Source organism: Pseudarthrobacter sp. NPDC055928 (assembly GCF_042270935.1).
Taxonomy (GTDB): domain Bacteria; phylum Actinomycetota; class Actinomycetes; order Actinomycetales; family Micrococcaceae; genus Arthrobacter.
In genome coordinates this window covers 101,521-121,652 of the sequence record NZ_JBHJZH010000009.1, presented here as the reverse complement: position 1 = coordinate 121,652, position 20,132 = coordinate 101,521, and the positions used below count along the sequence as shown (strand labels likewise).

The following is a 20,132-nucleotide window of genomic DNA, read 5'->3' as shown; positions in this document are numbered from 1 at the left end:
GCCGGTATCCATTTCTTGGTCTTCAGGTCTACGGGGGCATGCGGTCTGCGGGGAGTCGGCGCCTACAAGGGTGCGCAGAGGCCGTTTGAGGCAACGAGCTCACGGAGCGCCTGCTCGTTGCCCTCGCTCTTGAGCTGGTTCAGCATCGCCTCGGTGATCGGCTCACCGTCTGGGGTTGTGGTCACCGGGGTGAAGTCCGACGACGGCGGCGTTGACTGCTGCGCCAACGCGCCGCCTGCCAGGACGGTGGGTCGCAGCGGGGCGGACGCCTGCAGCCGGCCGCTGGCTGCGGAGTATTGCACCATGCCGTCGACAGGTGCGGCAGCCTGCGGGCCGGATGCGGAAGCGAGCAACTGGTCAACTTTGTCGTGGATGACATCGAAGTCGGGCACGGTGGAAAAAGACGCGTCGAAGTCGGGCGGACCGATGGTGAGCCGCTTGACTTCCTGGCCCTTGGCCTTCATGGCAAGGTCCACAAAACTGCCCAGCTGGGTCGATGAGATGTTTGAGTCCACAACCTTGGTGCCGGCGTTTGCGATGTCCTCGAACTTGGACAGCAGCGTAGCCGGATCCAGTTGCTTCAGCATTGCCTGCTGAACGCATTGCTGGCGCTGGATTCGGGCGTAGTCGTCGACGAATTCGCGGGAGCGTCCGTACCAAAGTGCGTGGTAGCCGTTCAGATGCTGTTCCCCCGCGGGGATCCAACCGAGGGGCATGCCGTGGATGCCGTTTGCCTCGTCGATCATGTCCCCGCTCATAGGGACCCAGCCGCCGGCCTTGATCCTGATACCGCCCATGGCGTCGATCAGCTTGGCGAAGCCTTCCATGTCCACCAATACGTAGGCCTGGACGGTGATGCCGAGCGTGCCTGACACGGCTTCAAGGGTGGCCTGGGCACCGGGGTCTTCCACACCGGGGTAGAGGTCTGAGTGCTCGTTGGTGACTTCGGTGTTGATGGCGTTGATGAGGCATTCGTCGCCGCAGTCGTAGCCGTCGGGATAGATCTTGCGCATCGGGGAGCCCTCGCTGAACTGGGCGTTCTGAAGGTTGCGCGGTACGGAGATGATGGCAGTCTGGCCAGTCTTGGCATCGACGCTGAGCACTGACAGGCTGTCCGGGCGCCGGCCAGTGCGGTCGTCGCCCGCGTCGCCGCCCATCATCAGGAAGTTGTAGCGGCCTTCCACAGGATCGATGGCCGGGCCGGCCGAGAAGATACTGCCGATGGCGTTGCGGCCTACGTTCAGCAGGTAGGCGGCGTAACCCAGGGATCCGCTGCTCAGGACCAGGGCAAGTACCAAGGCAATTCCGACGGCGGGACGCGCCCCCGGTGCCAGCAGCACGGGGCGGATCAGCCGCAGGGTGTTGATGAAGAGAAGCGCCCACCCGAGGGCAAGGGCCACCAGGACTACAACGATCAGCAGCGAAGCGAACGGATTGGTGATGATGTTGATGAGCAGCGACCTGTTGAGGACCAGCAGCAGCACGGTGGCAACCAGCAATGCCCATACACAGAGGGTGACCCGCAGCGCTATACGGCCGAGCTTACGGTCGCCTGCCACAATTTGGGCACTGCCCGGGACCAGGAGGGTCATCAGCAGCAGGACAAAGGCCCTTTTGGTTCGGACGGGGGCCGAGGCGTTGGACGGATACCGGACAGGATCAGTCATGACTGTTCCGGCGGAGGGCTGCTGCGTTTCGCTTCTGGACATCTTCGGGTACCTTAGCGGCTGCCCCGGAGGACACCATTGCCGTCGGCGAAGACTTCGCTGACCTTTTGCCGAAGGTTGGCTCCCTTACGCGTGGCAACGTCATTGAGCTCCTGGGCGAAATCCAGGAGGTCGGCGCGGAGGGACGCGGCCAGCTGGTCCGTGCCCGAGGCCAGGATACGAACGGCAAGCAGGCCTGCGTTGCGGGCACCGGCGATGGATACCGTGGCCACGGGAACGCCGGCCGGCATCTGCACGATCGACAGCAGGGAATCCATTCCATCCAGGGTCTTCAGCGGGACGGGGACACCGATGACGGGCAGGGGCGTCACGCTCGCCAGCATGCCGGGGAGGTGTGCGGCGCCACCCGCGCCGGCGATGATGACCCGCAATCCGCGCTCATGGGCGCTCTGGCCATAGCGGATCATCTCAGCAGGCATCCTGTGCGCGGAGACGACGTCAGCTTCAAAAGGTATGCCAAATTCAGCCAACGCGTCAGCGGCGGCTTCCATGACCGGCCAATCCGAGTCCGAGCCCATCACCAGGCCCACAATGGGACTGACTTCGGTGGCGCTGGTCTCTGGTGTGGTTTCAGTGGTCATGCGTTCTCCTCGGAAATCCGTGCTGTTTCTTCGGCCGGAACGCGGCCGTCGCGGATGATTGCGGCCACCCTCGCTGCGCGCTGCCGTACTGAGTCCACCTCATCCGTGGAGGCTCCCGCGAGGTTGACATGGCCGATCTTGCGCCCGGGGCGCACCGACTTGCCATAGCAGTGGACCTTTGCCGCCGGTTCGCTGGCCAAGGCGGCCGGAAAGGCGGAGAAGAGATCCTGGTTGTCTCCGCCGAGGAAGTTCTTCATCACGATGACCGGGCCAAGGACATCGGTGGCGCCCAACGGGAGGTTCAAGACGGCCCGGAGGTGCTGTTCAAACTGGCTGGTCACTGAACCGTCCTGGGTCCAGTGCCCGGTGTTGTGGGGCCTCATGGCCAGTTCGTTGATGAGGAAACCGGCGCCGGATCCCGGCGTTTCGAAAAGCTCTACAGCCATCACACCGGTAACGCCGAGTTCGCCCGCGATGCGCAAGGCCGCTTCTTCGGCCGCAGCCGCGACGTCCAGTGCGATGTCCAGGGCGGGCGCGATGACCTCGTCGCAGACGCCGTCGACCTGAATAGTGTGGGCCACGGGCCACGCGCGGGCTTGGCCATCAGGGGTGCGCGCGACCAGGGCGGACAGCTCACGGCTGAAATCGACCTTGGCTTCGGCCAGTAGCGGGCTCATGGCTTCGAACCACGGAGCGGCATCGGCGGCCTCGTCCGGGGAGTCAATGATCCGCACGCCCTTGCCGTCGTAGCCGCCGCGAGGCATCTTGAGGACTACCGGCCAGCCGATCTCGTCGCCGAAGTCCACCAACCCTGCCACGTCCGTGACAGCGGCCCAGGCCGGGTTCGGAAGCTCAAGCCTGTCGATTGCGGCCCGCATCACCAGCTTGTCCTGCGCATTGACCAGGGCGTCCGGGCCGGGCTGGACGTTGACGCCCGCGGAAATCAGCTCGCGGAGGTGGTCCGTGGGCACGTGTTCGTGGTCAAAGGTCATGACATCCAGGCCTTCCGCGAAGTCGAGGAGGGTCTGGAGATCCTTGTAGTCACCTACTGGCGAGGTGGCAACGGCTGAAACTGCTGAAACGTCCTCCGCCTCAGCCAGGACGCGGAGTTCAAAGCCTAGGGCGGTGGCGGCTGGGGCCATCATACGCGCGAGCTGGCCGCCGCCAACCACGCCGATTACTGGAAAAGTCACAAGTGCCAGCCTACAGAAAAGCGCGCCGGATCCCGGCTTCCGGACGGCACGGGAAGCGAATTTAGGGGAATTTGGCCTCCGCGTTCCCCATAGGTGGAGGTGGTGTGGGGCAATTCGGCGCTAAAATAGGCTTTTGGCCGTGTGGCCCACAGTTTCTGACGGCCATGGAGGGTCATGTTTAGTTCACTTGCAGATCGTATCCGGGGGCTCGCCTCGCTGTTTTGGCGTGAAGTGGCCAAGTTCGGTGCGGTGGGCGGTGTGGCCTTTGTCATTGATAACGGACTGACCTACTACCTGATGCACGGTCCGATGACTGACAGCGAAGCCAAAGCGCGCTTCGTAGGCGCAAGCATCGCGACGATTTTCTCCTGGATCGCCAACCGGCTGTGGACTTTCCGGCATCGGCGGCAATCCAACGTTGTCCGCGAGTTCTTGATGTTCATTCTCATCAACGGCATTGGGATTGGGATTTCCACAGGATTTACTGCCCTGGCCAAGTACTCGTTCAATGTGACGGATAAGAACATGCTGTTCGCCGCCGGGGTTGTGGGGATTTTGGTAGCGACGGTTGTCCGCTTCTTCGCCTACCGGTTCCTTGTGTTCAATGAGGAACTGGACCAGGAGCCGGAGTTCTCCCACGACCACGAGCTCATCGAGCTGCACCACCACGAGAAGGCCGCAGCGGCCGCAGCCCAGCGCGGAGAGCACCTGGAGGAAGAAGCTCCCGGGGCTCCCCGGGAGTCCTAGCCGGCCGGGTTTCCGGCGCGGCCAAGATCGGCGCCCGGCAACGCTATTTGCCGCGGATGCGTTCAGCCGCCAGGAGCTTGTCCGTCAGGTCCACGTCCGGATGCGCCAGCAGCACTGACCCGCCACTGTGCCAGGCGCCCAGGGAGTTCGACAAGGCCGCTTCCAGGCCGTCTGCAGCTGCCACCAGCAGGCGGACTCCCTCTTCGTGCGGGGCTGCAAAGCCGGTGAGCAGTCCCTCATGGAGGTGGCGCCGGCCGTCGCTGCCGCGAACGGCGCATCCTGAAGCCGAAGGATCGGTGTGGGCCATAAACACGTCACCGTGTGAGCGGACTTCGGAGGCGTAATCGATGAAGCCACCAGGCAGCTCACCCGGCCACCGCATTGCCAGCGCCGGAAGGGCAACGGCAACGACGGCGTCGTACGGGCCGGTTGAATCCGGCCGATCCGTCACAAGGTAATTGGCTTCACCGCCGTCCAGCACGGTTTCCATTCCGAGCTGCCAGGCGGCAAGGGCCCAAATGACCGACTTCCAGTGTGCCGGAAGGTCAAGGTTCACCCGCATCCCTGGCTCGGCGTCGAGTTCGTCCTGCAGCAGGTTGCTGGTCTTGGCAACCCAGTTATCCAGCACCCGCCCGGAAAGTTCGACCCGCTCTGAGTCCGGTCCGTACCAGGTCAGGCGCGGCGATGTGGAATGTCCGGAGCGCAGGGTTGTCATCAGTTCGATCGCTGGGATGCTCATTGCTACATCTTGGCACGGCAGCCTGAGCCAGTCACCGGCTTCGTGGGCCCCGGACGGGACTCAAGCTGAGCGGCGAACCTGCGCGGAGTCTGTGATTTTACTCACATCAATTTCTCATTTCGCTTGCGTTATTCACGCTCACGCTGTATTTTTTGCCCGAATTCCATGGGTTTTGGCAGGAAAGTCGAAGCTCCTTGAGTGACTGGGCTTCCCGGGCGGGCGTGTCGGCAAAAATTCCCGGGCGTGGCGTGACCCGAGTTGTCCGGGATTGTTGATTATTATCCCTCCGCGGCTTGACTCGCCTGTAGTTACACGCGTGTAATTAGATATCGAACGCCATTGCGCGAGTACCGGCACACAACCGAGTGTCCAAGTATCCAGGCAGGGGCAGCAACATCAGGAGGGTCGCCGTGGGGCAAGCAGAGCGTATCCATGAAGATGCAGTCGTCGCCGGTCAGGCGACGGTGAAATACCGTTCACGAGGCGTGCCGAGCGACTGGTACGTGGATCCTGCGGATCCGGACGCCGCTGAGCGTTACAACCGCAACACCAAAGAGTCTTTTGAGGATCAGGCAACTGCATTCCTCGCAGCCCATGAAGCGCTGCTGGACGGCGGACACGACCAGGACGATGACGACCTGGATCCGCCCATGGAACTCCAGGTCCCTGCCGGCGGAAGTACTACGCAGCCGGTATGGATCGGGCTGCCCTTCCAGCAGGACTTCGACGACGAGGGCGAACTGGGCTGGCAGACTGACGCTCTGTGCGCCCAGACGGATCCTGAAGCATTCTTCCCTGAAAAGGGAGGATCGACCCGCGATGCCAAGAAGGTCTGTGGCGCATGCAACGTGCGGTCCCAATGCCTTGAATACGCGCTGGCTAACGACGAACGGTTTGGCATTTGGGGAGGCCTTTCCGAGCGTGAGCGCCGGCGGCTAAGGAAGCGAGCAATCTAATTCTTCAGGAAGTGCATGTCACTGCCGTTGTGGTGTCCCACAACGGCAGTGCCTATCTCCCCAGAACCCTGGCTGCCTTGGCTGACCAGACCCGGCCTGTCGATTCAGCCATTGGTGTCGACACAGGCTCCAGGGACGACTCCGAAACCCTTTTGGCTGGGGCCCTCGGCGAACCCAATGTCATCAACTTTCCGCACTCCAAAACCGGCATGGGCGGCGCCGTCCGTGCCGGACTCGAAGCCCTGTCGCCTTGGGCCGGACATCCCGAAAGCGCGTCCACGGAGTGGATCTGGCTGCTTCACGACGACGCCGCGCCGTGCCCGGAAGCGCTGGCCGAACTGCTGGGCGCAGTCGAACGCGCACCCTCGGTGACGGTCGCCGGCTGCAAACAGCTCGACTGGCACGCCCAGCGCCGGCTGATCGACGTCGGACTTTCCACCAGCAGGTGGGCGGAGCGCCTTACCCTGATCGATGCTGACGAGCTGGACCAAGGCCAATACGATGGCCGCAGCGACACCTTCGCGGTGAACTCAGCCGGGATGCTGGTCCGCCGGGACGTTTGGGAACAGTTGCAGGGATTTGACCCCGCACTGCCAGGCAGCGGTGACGACATCGATTTTTGCTGGCGAAACCGCCTTGCCGGCCACCGGGTGGTGGTGGTCCCTACCGCCAGGATGTTCCATGTGGCCCACAGGCCCCATGCCCTCGGGAACGCTTCCGCCGCCAGGAAGGCACAGGTTCACCTAAGGCTCAAGCACGCACCGCTATGGAAGGTGCCGCTGCACGCGGTTGGCGCGCTCCTTGGGAGCATCTTCAAACTCGTCCTCAGCATCGCGGTCAAGGATCCGGGGTACGGGTTTGCCCAGTTCGCAGCCACCTTGACAGCCTTGGGCCGGCCGCGCGCAGTGGCGAAGGCGCGTCGGGCTGCCGCGCGAACGCGACGCATCCGCCGCTCGGTCGTCAGCAAGCTTCAGACGTCCCGCCGCGAGGTCTGGAGCCACCGCCGCTCCCTCATGGAGGCGCTGGGGTCCGACGCCTCGCCCACGGAAGGCCTCAAAAAGGATCCCCTCGCCGACCAGCCGAGCGGCGATTCAGCAGATGATTTTGCCGCCCTGACCACCAGCGAACGAGGCTGGGTGGGCAGCGGCGCGCTGGCAACGGTATTGATTGCGTCCGTGGCATCTCTGACTGCACTCTCCGGCCTCTTTCGTGCAGAGGCTGTTTCCGGCGGTGCCCTGATACCTGTCTCCTCCACCCTTGGTGAGATCTGGCATCACGCGTCCAGTTGGTGGATCAGCCTGGGCGCCGGTCTGCCAGGCAAGGGTGACCCTTTCGGCTACGTGTTGTGGATCCTCGGCCTGTTGGGCGGCGGCGACGCAAACGGCGCCATGGCATGGCTGCTCCTGCTGGCGGCCCCGCTGGCCGGTCTGACGGCTTGGTTCGCCTCCGGCGCCCTGACGCTCCGACGCAGGTTCCGCCTTGTCGCCGCCCTGTTCTGGGCCGCCGCGCCGGCACTGCAGGTCGCGTTGAACCAGGGCCGGGTTGGCGCCTTGATCGCGCACATCATGATCCCCCTGGTTGTCCTGGCACTGCTGCGCGCCACCGGCACCGCCTTGGGACACGGTCGCTTCCTGCTGCCCTCGCCCGGTGACCGGCGCTTCACCGAGAGGCCGCCGGAGAAGCCGGGAATCAACGGCACGCCGTCCTGGACGGCCGCTGCGGCCGCAGGCCTGGCACTGGCGGTCGTCGCCGCCTCCGCACCTTCGCTGCTGGCCCCGGCCGCCGTCGTCATTGTCCTGTGCGGGCTGCTGCTGGGCCGTCGCGGCCGCACCGTTTGGTGGGCCCTGCTCCCCAGCGCGGCGCTGTTCATCCCGTTCGCCCTGTCGGTGCTGGACAGGCCGCGCGCACTGCTTGCTGATCCAGGCCTTCCGCTGGGTTTCACGGGCGCCCCCTTGTGGCAGCAAATCCTGGGCCAGCCGATCAGGTTCACCGCCGACGGCGGGCTCTCCGGACTTCCGTTCTTCAGCGGCGCCGTCCCGTGGGCCCTGCTGCTCGCCCTGCTGGTAGCCGTGCCCGTGCTGGTCCTCGCGGCTGCGGCGATTCTGGTGCCGGGAAAGCGGAGCCACGCGGCACGTGCCCTCTGGTTGGCCGCACTCATCGTCCTTGCTGCCGGCTGGTTGGCCAGCCACGTCGCCACCGCCGTCAACGCGGACACCTTGGTGACACCCTTCACCGGCCCATCGGTCTCGGCGGCCGGCTTCGCCTTGCTGGGTGCCGCACTCATCGGCGCCGAACGGCTACTCGATGCCGCGGACGGGGTCTCCGCTGCCACAAGGCCGCGGAGAATTCTCCTTCGTTCTGCCGTCGCGCTGGCCACGGTCCTGCTGCTGGCCGGCCCTTTGGCCGGAATGGCAGCCTGGTCCGCCCAGAACCTGCTCAGGCCAGCCACCGCGGCGGGTCCGCCCCAGGATGCAGCAGGCGAACCGCTCGGCGTTCCCCGGCTGGTGGAAGCCGGCGATCCCAGGACACTCCCGGCCACCGCAATCGACCGCGGAACAGGCCCGGAGCAGACCCGGACGCTGCTGATCAGCACCTCCGAAGACGGCACATTCAACGCTGCCCTGATGCGCGGTGCCGGCACCACCTTGGACAGCCTGTCCACCATCGCGTCGTCCCGGAACATCCTGGGCGCGCCTGGCATCGAAACAGTGCGCGACGACGACACCGTCACAAGCACACTCCGCGGCGTCGTAGCAACCATCGTGGCCGGAGAAGGAGTCGACCCCCGCCCTGAACTGGAGCAGCTGGGGGTGGGGTTTGTGGTTCTGCGTTCTGTGGATACTGCTGCCCAGCTGACCGCCAGCAGGATGGACGCAGTGCCTGGACTCATCGCCGTCGGACAGACGGACGTCGGGTGGCTCTGGCGGATCACTCCGTTGAACCAGCCCGTCCTGCAGCCAGCGGATGTTGCCCACCGTGCCCGGATCGTTGACAGCAAAGGCGCCGCTATTGCGCTGCTGCCGTCAGGTTTTGACGACGTCGACACGGCAGTCCCGGAGGGAACTGACGGACGGCTGGTGGTACTCGCTGAACGTGCAGATCCCGGGTGGAGCGCCTGGTTGAACGGCCGGAAGCTCACGTCCACCACCTCAGGCTGGGCCCAGGCGTTTACCCTGCCGTCTTCGGCGGGGCAGCTCACCATCCGCTACGAGAACCCCTGGGCACTGTGGTCCGCCATCCTGCAGATCACCGTCATTGGCCTCACTGTCATGCTCGCGATCCCCATGCCGGCCCGCCGGCCCAATACCGGGCTGTCCCGGGATGAAGGCTCCTTGCGTAAGGAACACCAGAATGCATAAGGACAAAACCCCGGAAGGGGGCAACGCGTCCCGCAAGGGCCTCTTGACCGGCCTGGTCTCCTCCGCGGCGATAATTGCCGCCGCCGGGGGAATCATTGCCGCGGGCACGCTTGCTCCCGAACCGGCGGGCAGCCGAAGCCTCCCGGCCGCGCTGGCTGCTGTGCCGGCAGGCTCCAGCGTTGGCGTCTGCCCGGGTCCTGCCCGGCTCCTGGAAGGTACCGAAGCAGGTACCGATCCTCAGTTCAGTCCGAAATCCGCGACAGCACGCAGCGCCGTCTCCGGCGCCGTCATCAGTGCTCCCGGCGGGGTCCTCCCCGGCAGCCGTCTGTCCGCCCTTGACGGGACGGCCGCCGTCGAAATCGCGCGGGACGACGCCCAGGCCGGCGGGGCCGCCGGTCCGCAGGAGCTCAAAGCCGGCGTCATCGAACAACGGGCCGTGGACGCCGCGAGCGTTTTGAGCGCTGATGCCCGCAACGGCCAAAAGGCCTCGGCGGCGGCACTGATGAAGTTCTCGGCAACCGATGGCGATCTCCAGGGTTTCGCTGCTGCCAATTGCCAGCCGCCTTCCAACGACGTCTGGCTGGCCGGTGCCAGCACCACGCTGGGGCGCACCTCCGTCCTGACCCTCAGCAATGCCTCGACCACGCCAGCTACCGTAAGCCTGGAGCTGTACGGCGCCAAGGGCCAGATCCAGGCGCCAGGAAGCCGCGGCCTGCTGGTGGCACCAGGCAGTACGAGGTCCATCGTCCTGGCAGGACTCGCTCCCGGCGAAGCGCAGCTCAGCGTCCACGTGCGGAGCGCAGGAGGTCCCGTGGCCGCAGCGATCCAGCAGAGCGTATTGAGGGGTCTGACGCCCGGCGGGGTGGATTTCATTTCCCCCGGGGCCGCCCCGGCTGCACGCCAGGTCATGACCGGCATCGACATCCAGGACGCCGGCGCCCTCTCGTCCCTTACCCGCGAAAAGGGCTATGAGGACGCCGGCCCTGCACTGCAAATCACTGTCCCGGGGCAATCAGACGCGGTGGTGGAGATCAAGCTGTTTGGGCGCGACGGCCAGAAAGCGTTGCCGGGCGGGGGAGTGGTTACTGCCAAAGCCGGTTCCGTGACGGAGGTTTCCCTGGCGGGCGTTCCGACAGGCCACTACACCGTGGCCGCCAGCTCCGACGTGTCGTTTGTAGCTGCGACACGGGTGACGCGCGGGCTCAAGGACAACCAGGCGTCCGACGTCGCGTGGGCCGCGGCTGGAATTCGGCTGGGCAGCCAGCACGTGGTGCCGGTGCCCCAGGGCGGCAAACGAATCCTGATTTTTGGCGCACTGGAGGACCGGGCTTCCATTTCTTACTCAGCCATCACAGCCGACGGCAAGATCCAGGCCGCGTCCACGGCGGACATTGCAGGGGGAACCACCACGTCAATCGATGTCCCCGAGAAGGTCGAAGAATCCACAGTGGTGGGGTATATCGTTTCCGCCTCGGGAGACGCCGCGTACGGGGCGCTGTTGCTGCAGCAGGACGGCCGGGAGGACATCTCTTCGCTTGCCCTCATGCCCGCCGCGTCAGGCCAGGAACAAGTTCCGGTCACGCTCGGGTACTGACGCAACCCCTGCCGGCAGGACCACTGTCCGGTAGTCAGTAACGGCGGCGGTACACCGGGTCGAGGGTTTCCGGCGCCACGCCAAGCATCTCGGCTGTGTGTTCCACAACGACGTCGTGGACCAGGTCCTGGAGCTCTTCCCGGCTGGCGCAGCCCTGTTCCACGACTCGGCGGTACAGGGTGATGATGGGTCCCTCGTCGGCGGTGGCCGGAGTATAGGAACCCATGGGGGCCGCACCGGAGTCGGCAACGAGCTGTTCCAGCTGAGGGGGTATTTCGTCCACGGCAAACCGGACACCGTCCAGGGTTTTGCCCCAGATATCGTGGAGCCGTTGCGCGGAGTCGAGAACCATGTCATCGAAGCGGTCTGACCGGGTCCGGTAACCGGGATGGGTGGGCAGCATCAGCTCGCCCCGCAGGCCGCGCCCGTGCCTGTTGCGGCGGCGCATCGCGAAACTCCTGCCCGGGGAGTCCGAACCCGTGTCCCCACTGCGGACACCCGGGTCAGCCAACCGGACCGTAAAGCCTGAATCATGGTTCGATGACTGCATACATTGACTCTAAACCCGGCGGCTCGATTGCGCGACATAAAGTGCCACGGCCGCCATGGCGCGGCGTGCGGGGGCAATGCAGGGAACCGGCGGCGACAGCGAGTAGTCTGGGATGTCGTGGGAGCTATCCGTCAATGTTCAAGATCAGGCTGCCGCCAGTCGGCGGTGGCCACTCTGACGTACGTATACGCAGACTCCACTGCCGTCCTGGGCCCCCTGGCCACGTACGCCGAGCCGCATTGTTACGATTTGTGCGAGCAGCATGCCGGGTCACTGACAGTTCCCCGCGGCTGGGAAGTCCTCCGGCTGGCGATGCCGTCCACACCGCACCAGCCCGGGCCTGATGACCTCCTGGCATTGGCCAATGCCGTCCGGGAAGCCGCAGCCCTCCCACCGCAGGCTCCCGCGTCGCAGGCGCAGCGCCTGACCCACTCAGCACTCGAGGCCCCGGCTGCTGCCGAAGGTGCCCGCCGTGGCCACCTCCGTGTGCTCCGTGAACCGTCCTGACGCCCATCTGGCGGTAGGCTGGAAGCTGCTAATCAGTCAGCCACCGGGGCGAACAGGCCCTCCAGGGAGCATCAAACATGCCAAAGATCAGTCCTGAACTGTTGTCAGTCCTGCGCTGCCCTGTCACCGGGTCGAAGCTGGTCCAGGAAGGCGAGGAACTCGTCTCGACGGCTGCTGGGGACTCCGGCGAAAAGCTCCGCTACGCGATCGAGGACGGCATTCCGCTGCTCCTGCCGCCGGAACTGCTTCAGGCTGCCAACGCCGCCGGCTCGGACCAGCACGACTCCCGGTCTGGTTCGGCCGCCGCTGCCGGCACGCCATAAGCCTTCAGCACCCGCCCCACCCACCGCAGGCGCATTGACGCCGTCGCCCCCATCGGACAGAGCAAAGGATCCCCATGACTTTTGATTACAAGGTTGCCGACATTTCGCTGGCAGAGGCCGGCCGGCACCAGATCCGCCTCGCGGAGCACGAAATGCCCGGGCTCATGTCGCTCCGCGCAGAATTCGGACCCACGCAGCCGCTCAAGGGCGCCAGGATCGCCGGTTCCCTCCACATGACGGTCCAGACTGCCGTGCTGATCGAGACGCTCACGGCCCTGGGCGCGGAGGTCCGCTGGGCTTCCTGCAACATCTTCTCCACCCAGGACGAAGCCGCTGCTGCCGTCGTAGTGGGTAAAGGGACCATTGAGGATCCACAGGGCGTTCCAGTCTTCGCCTGGAAGGGCGAGACCCTTGAAGAATATTGGTGGACTGCCCAGCAGATCCTGACCTGGCCCGGGGCCGACACCGACCCTGACCTCGGGCCGAACATGATCCTCGACGACGGCGGAGACGCCACCATGCTGGTGCATAAGGGTGTCGAGTTTGAGGCCCTTGGCGCCGTTCCGGCAGCCGCCGCGGACGAATCCGAAGAAGGCATTGTCTTCCTGGATGTCCTGCGTGCGTCCCTGCAGGAGGACGCGCAAAAGTGGACCCGCATCGGTTCCCGCCTGCGCGGCGTCACCGAGGAAACGACCACTGGCGTGCACCGTCTCTACCAGTTGGCTGAACAGGGCAAGCTGTTGTTCCCGGCCATCAACGTCAACGACTCCGTCACCAAGAGCAAGTTCGATAACAAGTACGGCATCCGCCATTCACTTCCGGACGGCATCAACCGCGCCACGGATGTCCTGATGGGTGGCAAGGTCGCCGTCGTCTGCGGCTATGGCGACGTCGGCAAGGGCGCCGCTGAGGCGTTCCGCGGTCAGGGTTCGCGGGTCATTGTCACGGAGATCGACCCCATCTGCGCGCTCCAGGCTGCCATGGACGGCTACCAGGTGGCAAAGCTGGAGTCCGTGCTGGGCGAAGGCCACATCTTCATCACCACTACCGGCAACAAGGACGTCATCCTGGCCGAGCACATGGCCGGCATGCGCGACAAGGCCATCGTGGGCAACATCGGCCACTTCGACAACGAGATCGACATGGCAGGACTGGCCCGCATCCCCGGCATCAAGAAAGTGGAGATCAAGCCCCAGGTGCATGAGTGGGTCTTCGACGCCGGGACCGCGGAAGAGCGCTCCATCATCGTCCTGTCGGAGGGGCGGCTGCTGAACCTTGGCAATGCCACGGGCCACCCGTCCTTCGTGATGAGCAACTCCTTCGCCAACCAGACGATCGCCCAGATCGAGCTGTGGACCAAGCGCGACCAGCCCGAAGGGGAGCGCGAGTACGTCAACCAGGTGTATGTCCTGCCGAAGATCCTGGACGAAAAGGTTGCCCGCCTCCACCTCGCGGCCCTCGACGTCGAATTGACGGAACTCTCCAAGGAGCAGGCCAGCTACCTTGACCTCGACGTCGCGGGCCCCTATAAGCCAGAGCACTATCGTTACTGAGGCGTGACGCCCCGGGCGCTGGCCGTGCCCGGGGTTGTTACCTGTTACCCATAAGATCGGTATATGGAGCCTGACAATAAGCCGCGCCGTCCCGGAACCGCCAAGAAGATCTTCCTGGTGGCTATGGTGTGCGTCCTGGCCGCTGCCGGTGGGGCGTTCGCCGCGGTAGCGCCGGGCCTGGCCAATGCTTCTTTGGAATCCGAGGCGGGCTCTGCTGTCCGCTCGGCCCCCGGCGTCGCGTCGCCCGTGATTGCTCCGGTGAAGGTGGATGTCGCACCGGCCGACGGCGCCAAACAGGTCAATCCAGCAGCGCCTGTCGCCGTCAAGGTTGGCAATGGGCGGATCGAGAGCGTCACGCTGACCAGCACGGCCGGCCACCCCGTTCAGGGCACCTTTGCTGACGACGGGAGCAGTTGGACCGCCGCCGAACCCCTCAAGTTCAACACCGAGTACAGCTACACCTACGTGGTCACCGACGGGGCCGGGCGCGAAACAAGCACAACGCACTCGTTCAGTACTGTTTCAAGCACGCATGAAGCGGATGCGGCCATCTACCCCCTGGATGGCATGAAGGTCGGTGTGGGCCAGCCCCTCCAGGTCATTTTCAGCGAGCCGGTGGTGAACCGTGCGGACGTCGAAAAGGCCATCAAGATCACCTCCAGCGCCGGCCAGACCGGAGCCTTCCACTGGTTCAGCGACACTATGGTCCGGTACCGGCCGGAGGCCTTCTGGGCGGCCAATTCCACAGTCACCATGGACATGCAGCTCTTCGGCGTTGACCTCGGAAACGGGCAGATCGCCAACTTCAATAAAAAAGTCAAGGTCAACTTCGGCGACAAGCGGGTGGCCATCGCCGACGCCGCCGCGCACACGTTTACCCTGAGCGTCAACGACCAAGTAGTGAAGACGCTGCCGGTCAGCATGGGAGATGAGCGATTCCCCTCCGCCCGCGGCTATGCCGTTCTGATGGAGAAGAACCGGTACGACCACTTCAGGGCAGCGAGCATCGGCCTCAAGCCCGGGGATCCCGCGTACTACGGCGAAGTGGATGTTGAGTACGCAATCCGCCTGACGCTCAGCGGCGCCTACATTCACCAGGCGCTCGAATCAGCATTCCCGTACATCGGAAACAAAAACGTCTCGCATGGCTGCATCGGCTTCGCCCCCGACGGCGCCGCCTGGGTCTTTGACAACATGACCACTGGTGATGTTGTGCAGATCATCAACACCGAAGGGGATTACGCGGCCCACGAAGACGGCTACGGTGACTGGAACATCCCTTGGGCTGAGTACGACAACTGACCGTCACGACCCAAACGGGAGCCGTTCCAGCCGCTCGCCCACTACGGAATTACGACGACGGGCCTCGGCGAGCCGGGACAGCTCCCGGTTGCGGCGCTCGGCAACCACGGCGGCCAGGTACTCGTCAGGGCCGGTTCCCGGCGGCGGGGGAGGTGCCACATGCCGTGCCAGTTCGGTCGCAATAGAGGCGGCCATGCCTGTACGCGACAGTGGTGACATCCGGCCCGCCTGGCGAATGAACTGGGATGCCTGGCGGGCAGTGGCGTCCGGGATGCGGCCGATATCGGCTGCTGCTGCCCAGGCGCGCAGCCGGGGCGGCATATACACCGGGGCGGCCCCTTCAACGGGCACGCGGCTCCGGAGGGCGTACGTTCCCGCCATGATGTCCCCGAGCCGCTTGGACCTGTCATTGAAGAGCGCCACAGCAATGGCAAGACCGCCGAGGGTGAGGTAGATCTCCAGGAAGCCGGTAAGCCCGCGGATGACGGCGTGCCGGAAGCGGATGGCGCCGCCATCGTCGCGCACCACGCGCAGACCCGCAGCCAGCTTTCCAAGCGAGAGGCCCCGGCTCAGGGTTTCCACAGCCACCGGGACAATCACAAAGCAGAACACCACGCTGGAGAGCATCAGGGCCCGGGCGGCAGCTTCATCGAGTTCGGCGCTGGCGGCGGCCACGCCGAACAGCATGAGAACCAGCAGGACCACGTTGACCATCACATCCAGCAGCAGCCCCAGCGCACGCGCGGCGAAGGAGGCGGGACGCAGCTCCAGGACAACGGCCTCGCCCGTGACGATAGAGCTCAATGCGGTGTTCCGTTCCACGCGAATTATCCTGCAGACGCTCACAGTCTAATGGCGTGAGGTTAGGCTGTAGCCGTGGATATGGATGCCTTCTCCGCCGTCAACGGGGATACCTGGTCGAGGCTGCACAAGCTTGCCTTCAAACGCCGCCTCAGCGGGGCCGAAGCCGACGAACTTCTGCGCTTGTACCAGCTGACTTCCGCGCACCTTTCCCTCATCCGCTCCATCGCCCCCGAAAGTGGGCTCTCGGCGTCACTCTCGGCAACCCTGGCCCAGTCGAGAACTCGCTTCACGGGAGCCCGCTCGAATTTTGCGGCCGATCTGGCCCGCTTCTTTGTAGTCGCACTGCCCGCCGCGCTGTATCGCCTGCGATGGCTGACGGTGGCATGCGGGGCAGCGTTCATCCTGATCGGCGCCGCGTACGCGCTGTGGATTGGGACCTCGCCGGAGGCGCTCCGTGCCGTTGCGTCCGAAGCAGCTGTCCGGCAGTACGTCGAAGAGGACTTCATCGACTACTACTCGGAAAACCCGGCAGCCTCGTTCGCCGGTGCCGTCTGGACCAACAACGCCTGGATCAGCGCGCAGGCCGTTGCCTTGGGGATCACAGGGTTTTGGGTGCCCATGATCCTGTTCAGCAACGCCCAGGGCGTTGGCATTGCTGCCGGAATTTTCGCCGCCTCCGGCAAGACCGACGTTTTCTACAGTTACATCCTCCCGCACGGCCTGATGGAACTGACGGCCGTGTTCATCGCCTGCGCCGCTGGGCTTCGGATCTTCTGGGCCATGGTTTCCCCTGGCCGCCGCACTCGCGGCCGTGCCGTCGCGCAGGAGGGCCGGTCCCTGATCACCGTGGCGCTGGGGCTGGTGCTGGTGCTGTTCGTCTCCGGCCTGGTGGAAGGATTCGTGACCCCCAGTCCCTTGCCTGTGTGGGCGAAGATTGGCATCGGGTCCGCGGTACTGGCCGCGTACTGGCTGTATGTACTGGTCTGGGGCCGGCGGGCCTATCTGGCGGGGGCCCGCGGTGACCTTGGCACCGAGGATGCCGGGTACAGCGAAATCGCAGCCTGAATCGATGCCTGCCCGGGGTGGCACCTCGCACTGCCGGAGGACCGGACGGTAGGCTCGTGAAGAGATACTTGTGCTGCCCGGACCCGAGCCGGCTCCACGGACCCCAACGGAAGTGACGCTGCTGTGAATGACAATTCTCCGACCCCTGCCAAACGCAAGGAGCCGCAGCCGGATCCCCTCTTGGACACCTCGGCGGATTCGGATGAGCCCGCCTTTTCGTGGATGAGTGACTCCCCGTCAGGCAGCCCGGACAAGACGGGGCCCTCAAAACGGCCGGACAGCACCGGGCCGTCGAAGAGCGCAGGCAGCAACGGGGAAACTTCCCCGCAGCCCGAAAGCCGGGCTGGCCGCAAGGCTGCCGAGGCCGCCGTCGAACCTGCGGGCGAGCAAGGTCCGCCGCTGTTCAGCGAACCGCTGCCCACCTCAGCCCTCCAGGTCCGTCCGCCACAGGAAGAAGTTGAGCGGCGCAACGCCGAGCGCGAGAGTGCGGCAAAGGCCAAGCCGCTGACGCCGCGTGTGATGCAGGTGCTGCTGGCCATCATGTATCCCGTCATCCTCCTGGTCCTGGGAGTCCGCGCCGTCACCAGCCCCCTGTTCCTCTGGATCGAGTACAACCGCCCCGGATTTCCGGGCGACGGTTACGGCTTCAGCACCGACGACAGAATGACCTACGGCTCCTACGCCGTTGACTATCTCAGCAACTGGTCCGGGCCCCGCTACCTGGGCGAACTCGTCAACCGCAGCGGAGACGAACTCTTCAAGGGCAGCGAGGTCAGCCACATGGCGGACGTGAAACTCGTCATCCTTTCCGCTTTCGGCGCCGGCGCCCTCCTGATCCTCGTCAGCATCATCGCTATCGCCTACCTGCGCCGCCGAAGCACTGGCGGCGTGCGTCGCGGCCTCTTCGCAGGATCAATCCTGACCCTGGTGATCATCCTGGGTCTCGGTGCGCTGGCCGTGCTGGGCTGGCAACAGTTCTTCACCGAATTCCACCGGATCTTCTTCGCCAGCGGGACATGGACCTTTGCGCTGGAGGACACCCTGATCAGGCTGTTCCCGGGCCAGTTCTGGATCGACGCCGGAATCGTGATAGCCGCCCTCGTGCTGCTTGTGGCGCTGGCAACCCTGGTTCTGACGTGGCCTACACGCCGCCGCCGCGGCCTGACCGATGGCGAACAGGAGGCTTCGGCCAAGGCCGAGGCCGTGTAGGGCCGGGCGGCTCCGCCCCCCCCGGGGGGGCAGTTCAGCCGTAAAGCTTGGTGATTTCCGCCTCAAAATCGCGGACGACGGCGGCCCTCTTGAGTTTGAGCGACGGCGTAAGGTGCCCTGAATCGAGGGTGAACTGGGCGTCCAGCACTGCGAAGCTGCGGATGGATTCGGCCTGGGAGACCAGTGCGTTGGCCTGGTCCACTGCTTCCTGGATGGCCGCCCGCACCCGCGGATCAGCCGCGGCTTCGCGCGGGGACAGTGCCGGCAGCTTGTGCAGCGCACACCAGCTCTCCAGGCCTTCCTGATCCAGGGTGACGAGGGCGGAGACGAACGGCTTCCCTTCTCCCACCACCACAGCGTGGCCCACCAGTTGGTGGGCGCGGATCTTTTCCTCGAGGGGACCGGGAACAACGTTCTTCCCGCCGGCAGTGACCAGCATGTCCTTCTTCCGTCCTGTGATGGTCAGGAACCCCTCGGGGTCAAGCCGGCCAAGGTCCCCGGTGCGGAAGAAGCCGTCCACAAAAGCCTCGGCGTTGGCGGCCTCGTTGGCGTGGTAGCCCTTGAAAACGCCGATGCCCTTCACCAGGATCTCGCCATCCTCAGCGACTCGGATGGTCGTGCCGGGAATGGGTATGCCCACGCTGCCCACCCTGGTCATGGTGGGGGTGTTCACCGTGCACGGTGCGGTAGTTTCGGTCAGGCCATACCCCTCCAGGACCGGAATGCCGGCACCACGGAAAAAATGGGCGTCCTCAGCAGCAAGGGGGCTGGCCCCGGAAACGGTGTAGCGGACCTGACCGCCCATGGCTTGGCGGAGTTTGGGGTACAGCAGCCGGTCGAAGAGTGCATGAGCGGTGCGGGACAGGAAACCGGGCCCGCTGCCCTCACCCCGGGCAGCTTCGTCCTGCTCCTTCGAAAAACGGATCGCAGCAGCCGATGCGGTACTGAAGATGCCCGATTTGCCGGCGATGGCGGCCTTTTGGGCGGCGCCGGCCCGGACCTTTTCGAAAATTCGCGGCACCACCAACAAGAACGTCGGCCTGAAGGTGGCCAGGTCCTCCAGTAGCTGCGCTGCGGTGCCCGTGTGCCCCAGCGTGGCCCCGGCGCTCAGGCACACCACCTGGACCGCACGTGCCAGCACGTGGGCAAGCGGCAGGAACATCAAGGTTCGGGCGTTCTCCTGCACCAGGAGCTCCGGGAGGAAGACCACGATGTTCTTGGCCACCAGGGCGAAGTTCCCATGGGTGATTTCACAGCCCTTCGGGTTACCGGTAGTCCCGGACGTGTACACGAGGGAAGCGACGTCGTTCAGTGCAGCCGCGGAGCGGTGCCGTTCGAGCTCGGCGTCGGTAACCCCCATGCCGGCAGCGGCGAGGCTCGCGAGATCCGGGGCGACGCCGTCGTGGTCCATTCTCACGACGTTAACCAGACGGTCCTTGAGGAGCTCGGAAGCCGCCAGAACCTTGGCTACCAGCGCAACCTTTCCATGGTCCTCCGCGAAGACCCTGAGAGCCCCGGAGTCATGCAGGATCCACTCGATCTGGCTTGCCGACGAAGTTTCGTAGATCGGCACCGTGACGCCGCCGGCGAACCAGATGGCGAAGTCCACCAGCGTCCACTCGTAGCGGGTGGCGGACATGACCGCTACGGTGTCGCCAGGCTCCAGCCCGCCGGCGATCAGGCCCTTTGCCAGGCCGCTGACATCCTGGAGGAACTTCTGCGCCGTAATGTCCGTCCAGCCGTTGGGTCCCTTGCGTGCATACAGGGCGTGGGCAGGATTGGCCTGCTGTTCCAGGAGGAGGTCCGTCACATTGCTGGCAGGATCAAGCTCCACGAGCAGTTCTGTGCTGGCTTCTCTCACAGGCGGTCTCCGTTCGGCTGCCATAGCGCTGCGCGGCTGAAATCGTCAGGGTCTTCTGCAAT

At 65.1% G+C, this 20,132-nt stretch carries 17 protein-coding genes; 10 read left to right on the top strand and 7 right to left on the bottom strand.

Features of this window, described 5'->3' with window-relative positions; translation table 11 throughout:
* Positions 1 to 62 precede the first annotated feature (62 nt).
* From ACFC25_RS12915 to ACFC25_RS12905, 3 genes are read right to left on the bottom strand one after another with little or no spacing between them, the layout of a single operon-like run.
* Positions 63 to 1,709, bottom strand: a complete 1,647-nt coding sequence (locus ACFC25_RS12915; protein WP_376045687.1) for an LCP family protein — start codon at positions 1,707 to 1,709, stop codon at positions 63 to 65.
* 11 nt (positions 1,710 to 1,720) lie between these two features.
* Complete coding sequence (purE, locus tag ACFC25_RS12910) at positions 1,721 to 2,308, bottom strand: 5-(carboxyamino)imidazole ribonucleotide mutase (RefSeq protein WP_337346629.1); 588 nt, start codon at positions 2,306 to 2,308, stop codon at positions 1,721 to 1,723.
* Positions 2,305 to 3,501: a 5-(carboxyamino)imidazole ribonucleotide synthase gene (locus ACFC25_RS12905; RefSeq protein ID WP_337346628.1), complete on the bottom strand. Its 1,197-nt coding sequence runs from the start codon at positions 3,499 to 3,501 to the stop codon at positions 2,305 to 2,307. The genes purE and ACFC25_RS12905 overlap by 4 nt, the downstream gene beginning before the upstream one ends.
* Before the next feature lie 174 nt (positions 3,502 to 3,675).
* Here ACFC25_RS12905 and ACFC25_RS12900 point away from each other — a divergent pair, with 174 nt between their 5' ends.
* On the top strand, positions 3,676 to 4,248 hold the full coding sequence (locus ACFC25_RS12900; protein WP_337350043.1) for a GtrA family protein: 573 nt from the start codon (positions 3,676 to 3,678) through the stop codon (positions 4,246 to 4,248).
* A 43-nt stretch (positions 4,249 to 4,291) separates the two neighbouring features.
* Here the strand turns inward: ACFC25_RS12900 and ACFC25_RS12895 are convergent, their stop codons facing one another.
* The gene (locus tag ACFC25_RS12895) at positions 4,292 to 4,987 is read right to left on the bottom strand and encodes a TIGR03089 family protein (RefSeq protein WP_376045682.1); all 696 of its coding nucleotides are present in this window, start codon (positions 4,985 to 4,987) and stop codon (positions 4,292 to 4,294) included.
* Between the two features lie 410 nt (positions 4,988 to 5,397).
* On the opposite strand from ACFC25_RS12895, the gene ACFC25_RS12890 reads away from it, so the two are divergent.
* The 3 genes from ACFC25_RS12890 to ACFC25_RS12880 are packed head-to-tail and all read left to right on the top strand — an operon-like array spanning position 5,398 to position 10,896.
* Positions 5,398 to 5,943 carry a WhiB family transcriptional regulator gene (locus tag ACFC25_RS12890; RefSeq protein ID WP_337350041.1) on the top strand — a complete coding sequence of 182 codons (546 nt, stop codon included), beginning with the start codon at positions 5,398 to 5,400 and terminating at the stop codon, positions 5,941 to 5,943.
* A gap of 11 nt (positions 5,944 to 5,954) precedes the next feature.
* Positions 5,955 to 9,302 carry a glycosyltransferase family 2 protein gene (locus ACFC25_RS12885; protein WP_376045679.1) on the top strand — a complete coding sequence of 1,116 codons (3,348 nt, stop codon included), beginning with the start codon at positions 5,955 to 5,957 and terminating at the stop codon, positions 9,300 to 9,302.
* Positions 9,295 to 10,896, top strand: coding sequence for a DUF5719 family protein (locus tag ACFC25_RS12880; protein WP_376045676.1), 1,602 nt, complete (start codon positions 9,295 to 9,297; stop codon positions 10,894 to 10,896). The genes ACFC25_RS12885 and ACFC25_RS12880 overlap by 8 nt, the downstream gene beginning before the upstream one ends.
* Before the next feature lie 34 nt (positions 10,897 to 10,930).
* Here the strand turns inward: ACFC25_RS12880 and ACFC25_RS12875 are convergent, their stop codons facing one another.
* A complete protein-coding gene (locus tag ACFC25_RS12875; protein ID WP_376045673.1) occupies positions 10,931 to 11,446 on the bottom strand; it encodes a metallopeptidase family protein in 516 nt (171 codons plus the stop codon).
* Between the two features lie 117 nt (positions 11,447 to 11,563).
* Here ACFC25_RS12875 and ACFC25_RS12870 point away from each other — a divergent pair, with 117 nt between their 5' ends.
* The 4 genes from ACFC25_RS12870 (at position 11,564) to ACFC25_RS12855 (ending at position 15,131) form a co-directional block, all read left to right on the top strand.
* The gene (locus ACFC25_RS12870; RefSeq protein ID WP_337346621.1) at positions 11,564 to 11,953 is read left to right on the top strand and encodes a DUF3499 domain-containing protein; all 390 of its coding nucleotides are present in this window, start codon (positions 11,564 to 11,566) and stop codon (positions 11,951 to 11,953) included.
* Positions 11,954 to 12,030: 77 nt separating this feature from the next.
* The gene (locus ACFC25_RS12865) at positions 12,031 to 12,276 is read left to right on the top strand and encodes a Trm112 family protein (protein ID WP_337346620.1); all 246 of its coding nucleotides are present in this window, start codon (positions 12,031 to 12,033) and stop codon (positions 12,274 to 12,276) included.
* Positions 12,277 to 12,350: 74 nt separating this feature from the next.
* Positions 12,351 to 13,829 (top strand): adenosylhomocysteinase, encoded by a 1,479-nt coding sequence (gene ahcY / locus ACFC25_RS12860; protein WP_337350038.1) that lies wholly within the window; start codon positions 12,351 to 12,353, stop codon positions 13,827 to 13,829.
* A 63-nt stretch (positions 13,830 to 13,892) separates the two neighbouring features.
* Positions 13,893 to 15,131: an Ig-like domain-containing protein gene (locus tag ACFC25_RS12855; protein WP_337346618.1), complete on the top strand. Its 1,239-nt coding sequence runs from the start codon at positions 13,893 to 13,895 to the stop codon at positions 15,129 to 15,131.
* 3 nt (positions 15,132 to 15,134) lie between these two features.
* Here ACFC25_RS12855 and ACFC25_RS12850 read toward each other — a convergent pair whose 3' ends face one another.
* Positions 15,135 to 15,935: an RDD family protein gene (locus tag ACFC25_RS12850; protein ID WP_337346746.1), complete on the bottom strand. Its 801-nt coding sequence runs from the start codon at positions 15,933 to 15,935 to the stop codon at positions 15,135 to 15,137.
* A 72-nt stretch (positions 15,936 to 16,007) separates the two neighbouring features.
* On the opposite strand from ACFC25_RS12850, the gene ACFC25_RS12845 reads away from it, so the two are divergent.
* Together ACFC25_RS12845 and ACFC25_RS12840 are read left to right on the top strand one after the other, a co-directional pair.
* The gene (locus ACFC25_RS12845) at positions 16,008 to 17,000 is read left to right on the top strand and encodes a stage II sporulation protein M (protein ID WP_337346617.1); all 993 of its coding nucleotides are present in this window, start codon (positions 16,008 to 16,010) and stop codon (positions 16,998 to 17,000) included.
* A gap of 123 nt (positions 17,001 to 17,123) precedes the next feature.
* Positions 17,124 to 18,209: a TIGR01906 family membrane protein gene (locus ACFC25_RS12840; protein WP_337350036.1), complete on the top strand. Its 1,086-nt coding sequence runs from the start codon at positions 17,124 to 17,126 to the stop codon at positions 18,207 to 18,209.
* A gap of 34 nt (positions 18,210 to 18,243) precedes the next feature.
* On the opposite strand, the gene ACFC25_RS12835 is transcribed toward ACFC25_RS12840, so the two are convergent.
* A complete protein-coding gene (locus tag ACFC25_RS12835) occupies positions 18,244 to 20,070 on the bottom strand; it encodes an AMP-dependent synthetase/ligase (RefSeq protein ID WP_376045668.1) in 1,827 nt (608 codons plus the stop codon).
* Between the last annotated feature and the right edge of the window lie 62 nt (positions 20,071 to 20,132).

Excerpts from the sequence above, each read along its gene's own strand:
- ACFC25_RS12865 (WP_337346620.1), top strand. The coding sequence starts at position 12,031 with ATGCCAAAGATCAGTCCTGAACTGTTGTCAGTCCTGCGCTGCCCTGTC.
- ACFC25_RS12855 (WP_337346618.1), top strand. The coding sequence starts at position 13,893 with ATGGAGCCTGACAATAAGCCGCGCCGTCCCGGAACCGCCAAGAAGATC.
- ACFC25_RS12900 (WP_337350043.1), top strand. The coding sequence starts at position 3,676 with ATGTTTAGTTCACTTGCAGATCGTATCCGGGGGCTCGCCTCGCTGTTT.
- ACFC25_RS12915 (WP_376045687.1), bottom strand. The coding sequence starts at position 1,709 with ATGTCCAGAAGCGAAACGCAGCAGCCCTCCGCCGGAACAGTCATGACT.
- ACFC25_RS12875 (WP_376045673.1), bottom strand. The coding sequence starts at position 11,446 with ATGCAGTCATCGAACCATGATTCAGGCTTTACGGTCCGGTTGGCTGAC.
- ACFC25_RS12895 (WP_376045682.1), bottom strand. The coding sequence starts at position 4,987 with ATGAGCATCCCAGCGATCGAACTGATGACAACCCTGCGCTCCGGACAT.
- ACFC25_RS12880 (WP_376045676.1), top strand. The coding sequence starts at position 9,295 with ATGCATAAGGACAAAACCCCGGAAGGGGGCAACGCGTCCCGCAAGGGC.
- purE (WP_337346629.1), bottom strand. The coding sequence starts at position 2,308 with ATGACCACTGAAACCACACCAGAGACCAGCGCCACCGAAGTCAGTCCC.
- ahcY (WP_337350038.1), top strand. The coding sequence starts at position 12,351 with ATGACTTTTGATTACAAGGTTGCCGACATTTCGCTGGCAGAGGCCGGC.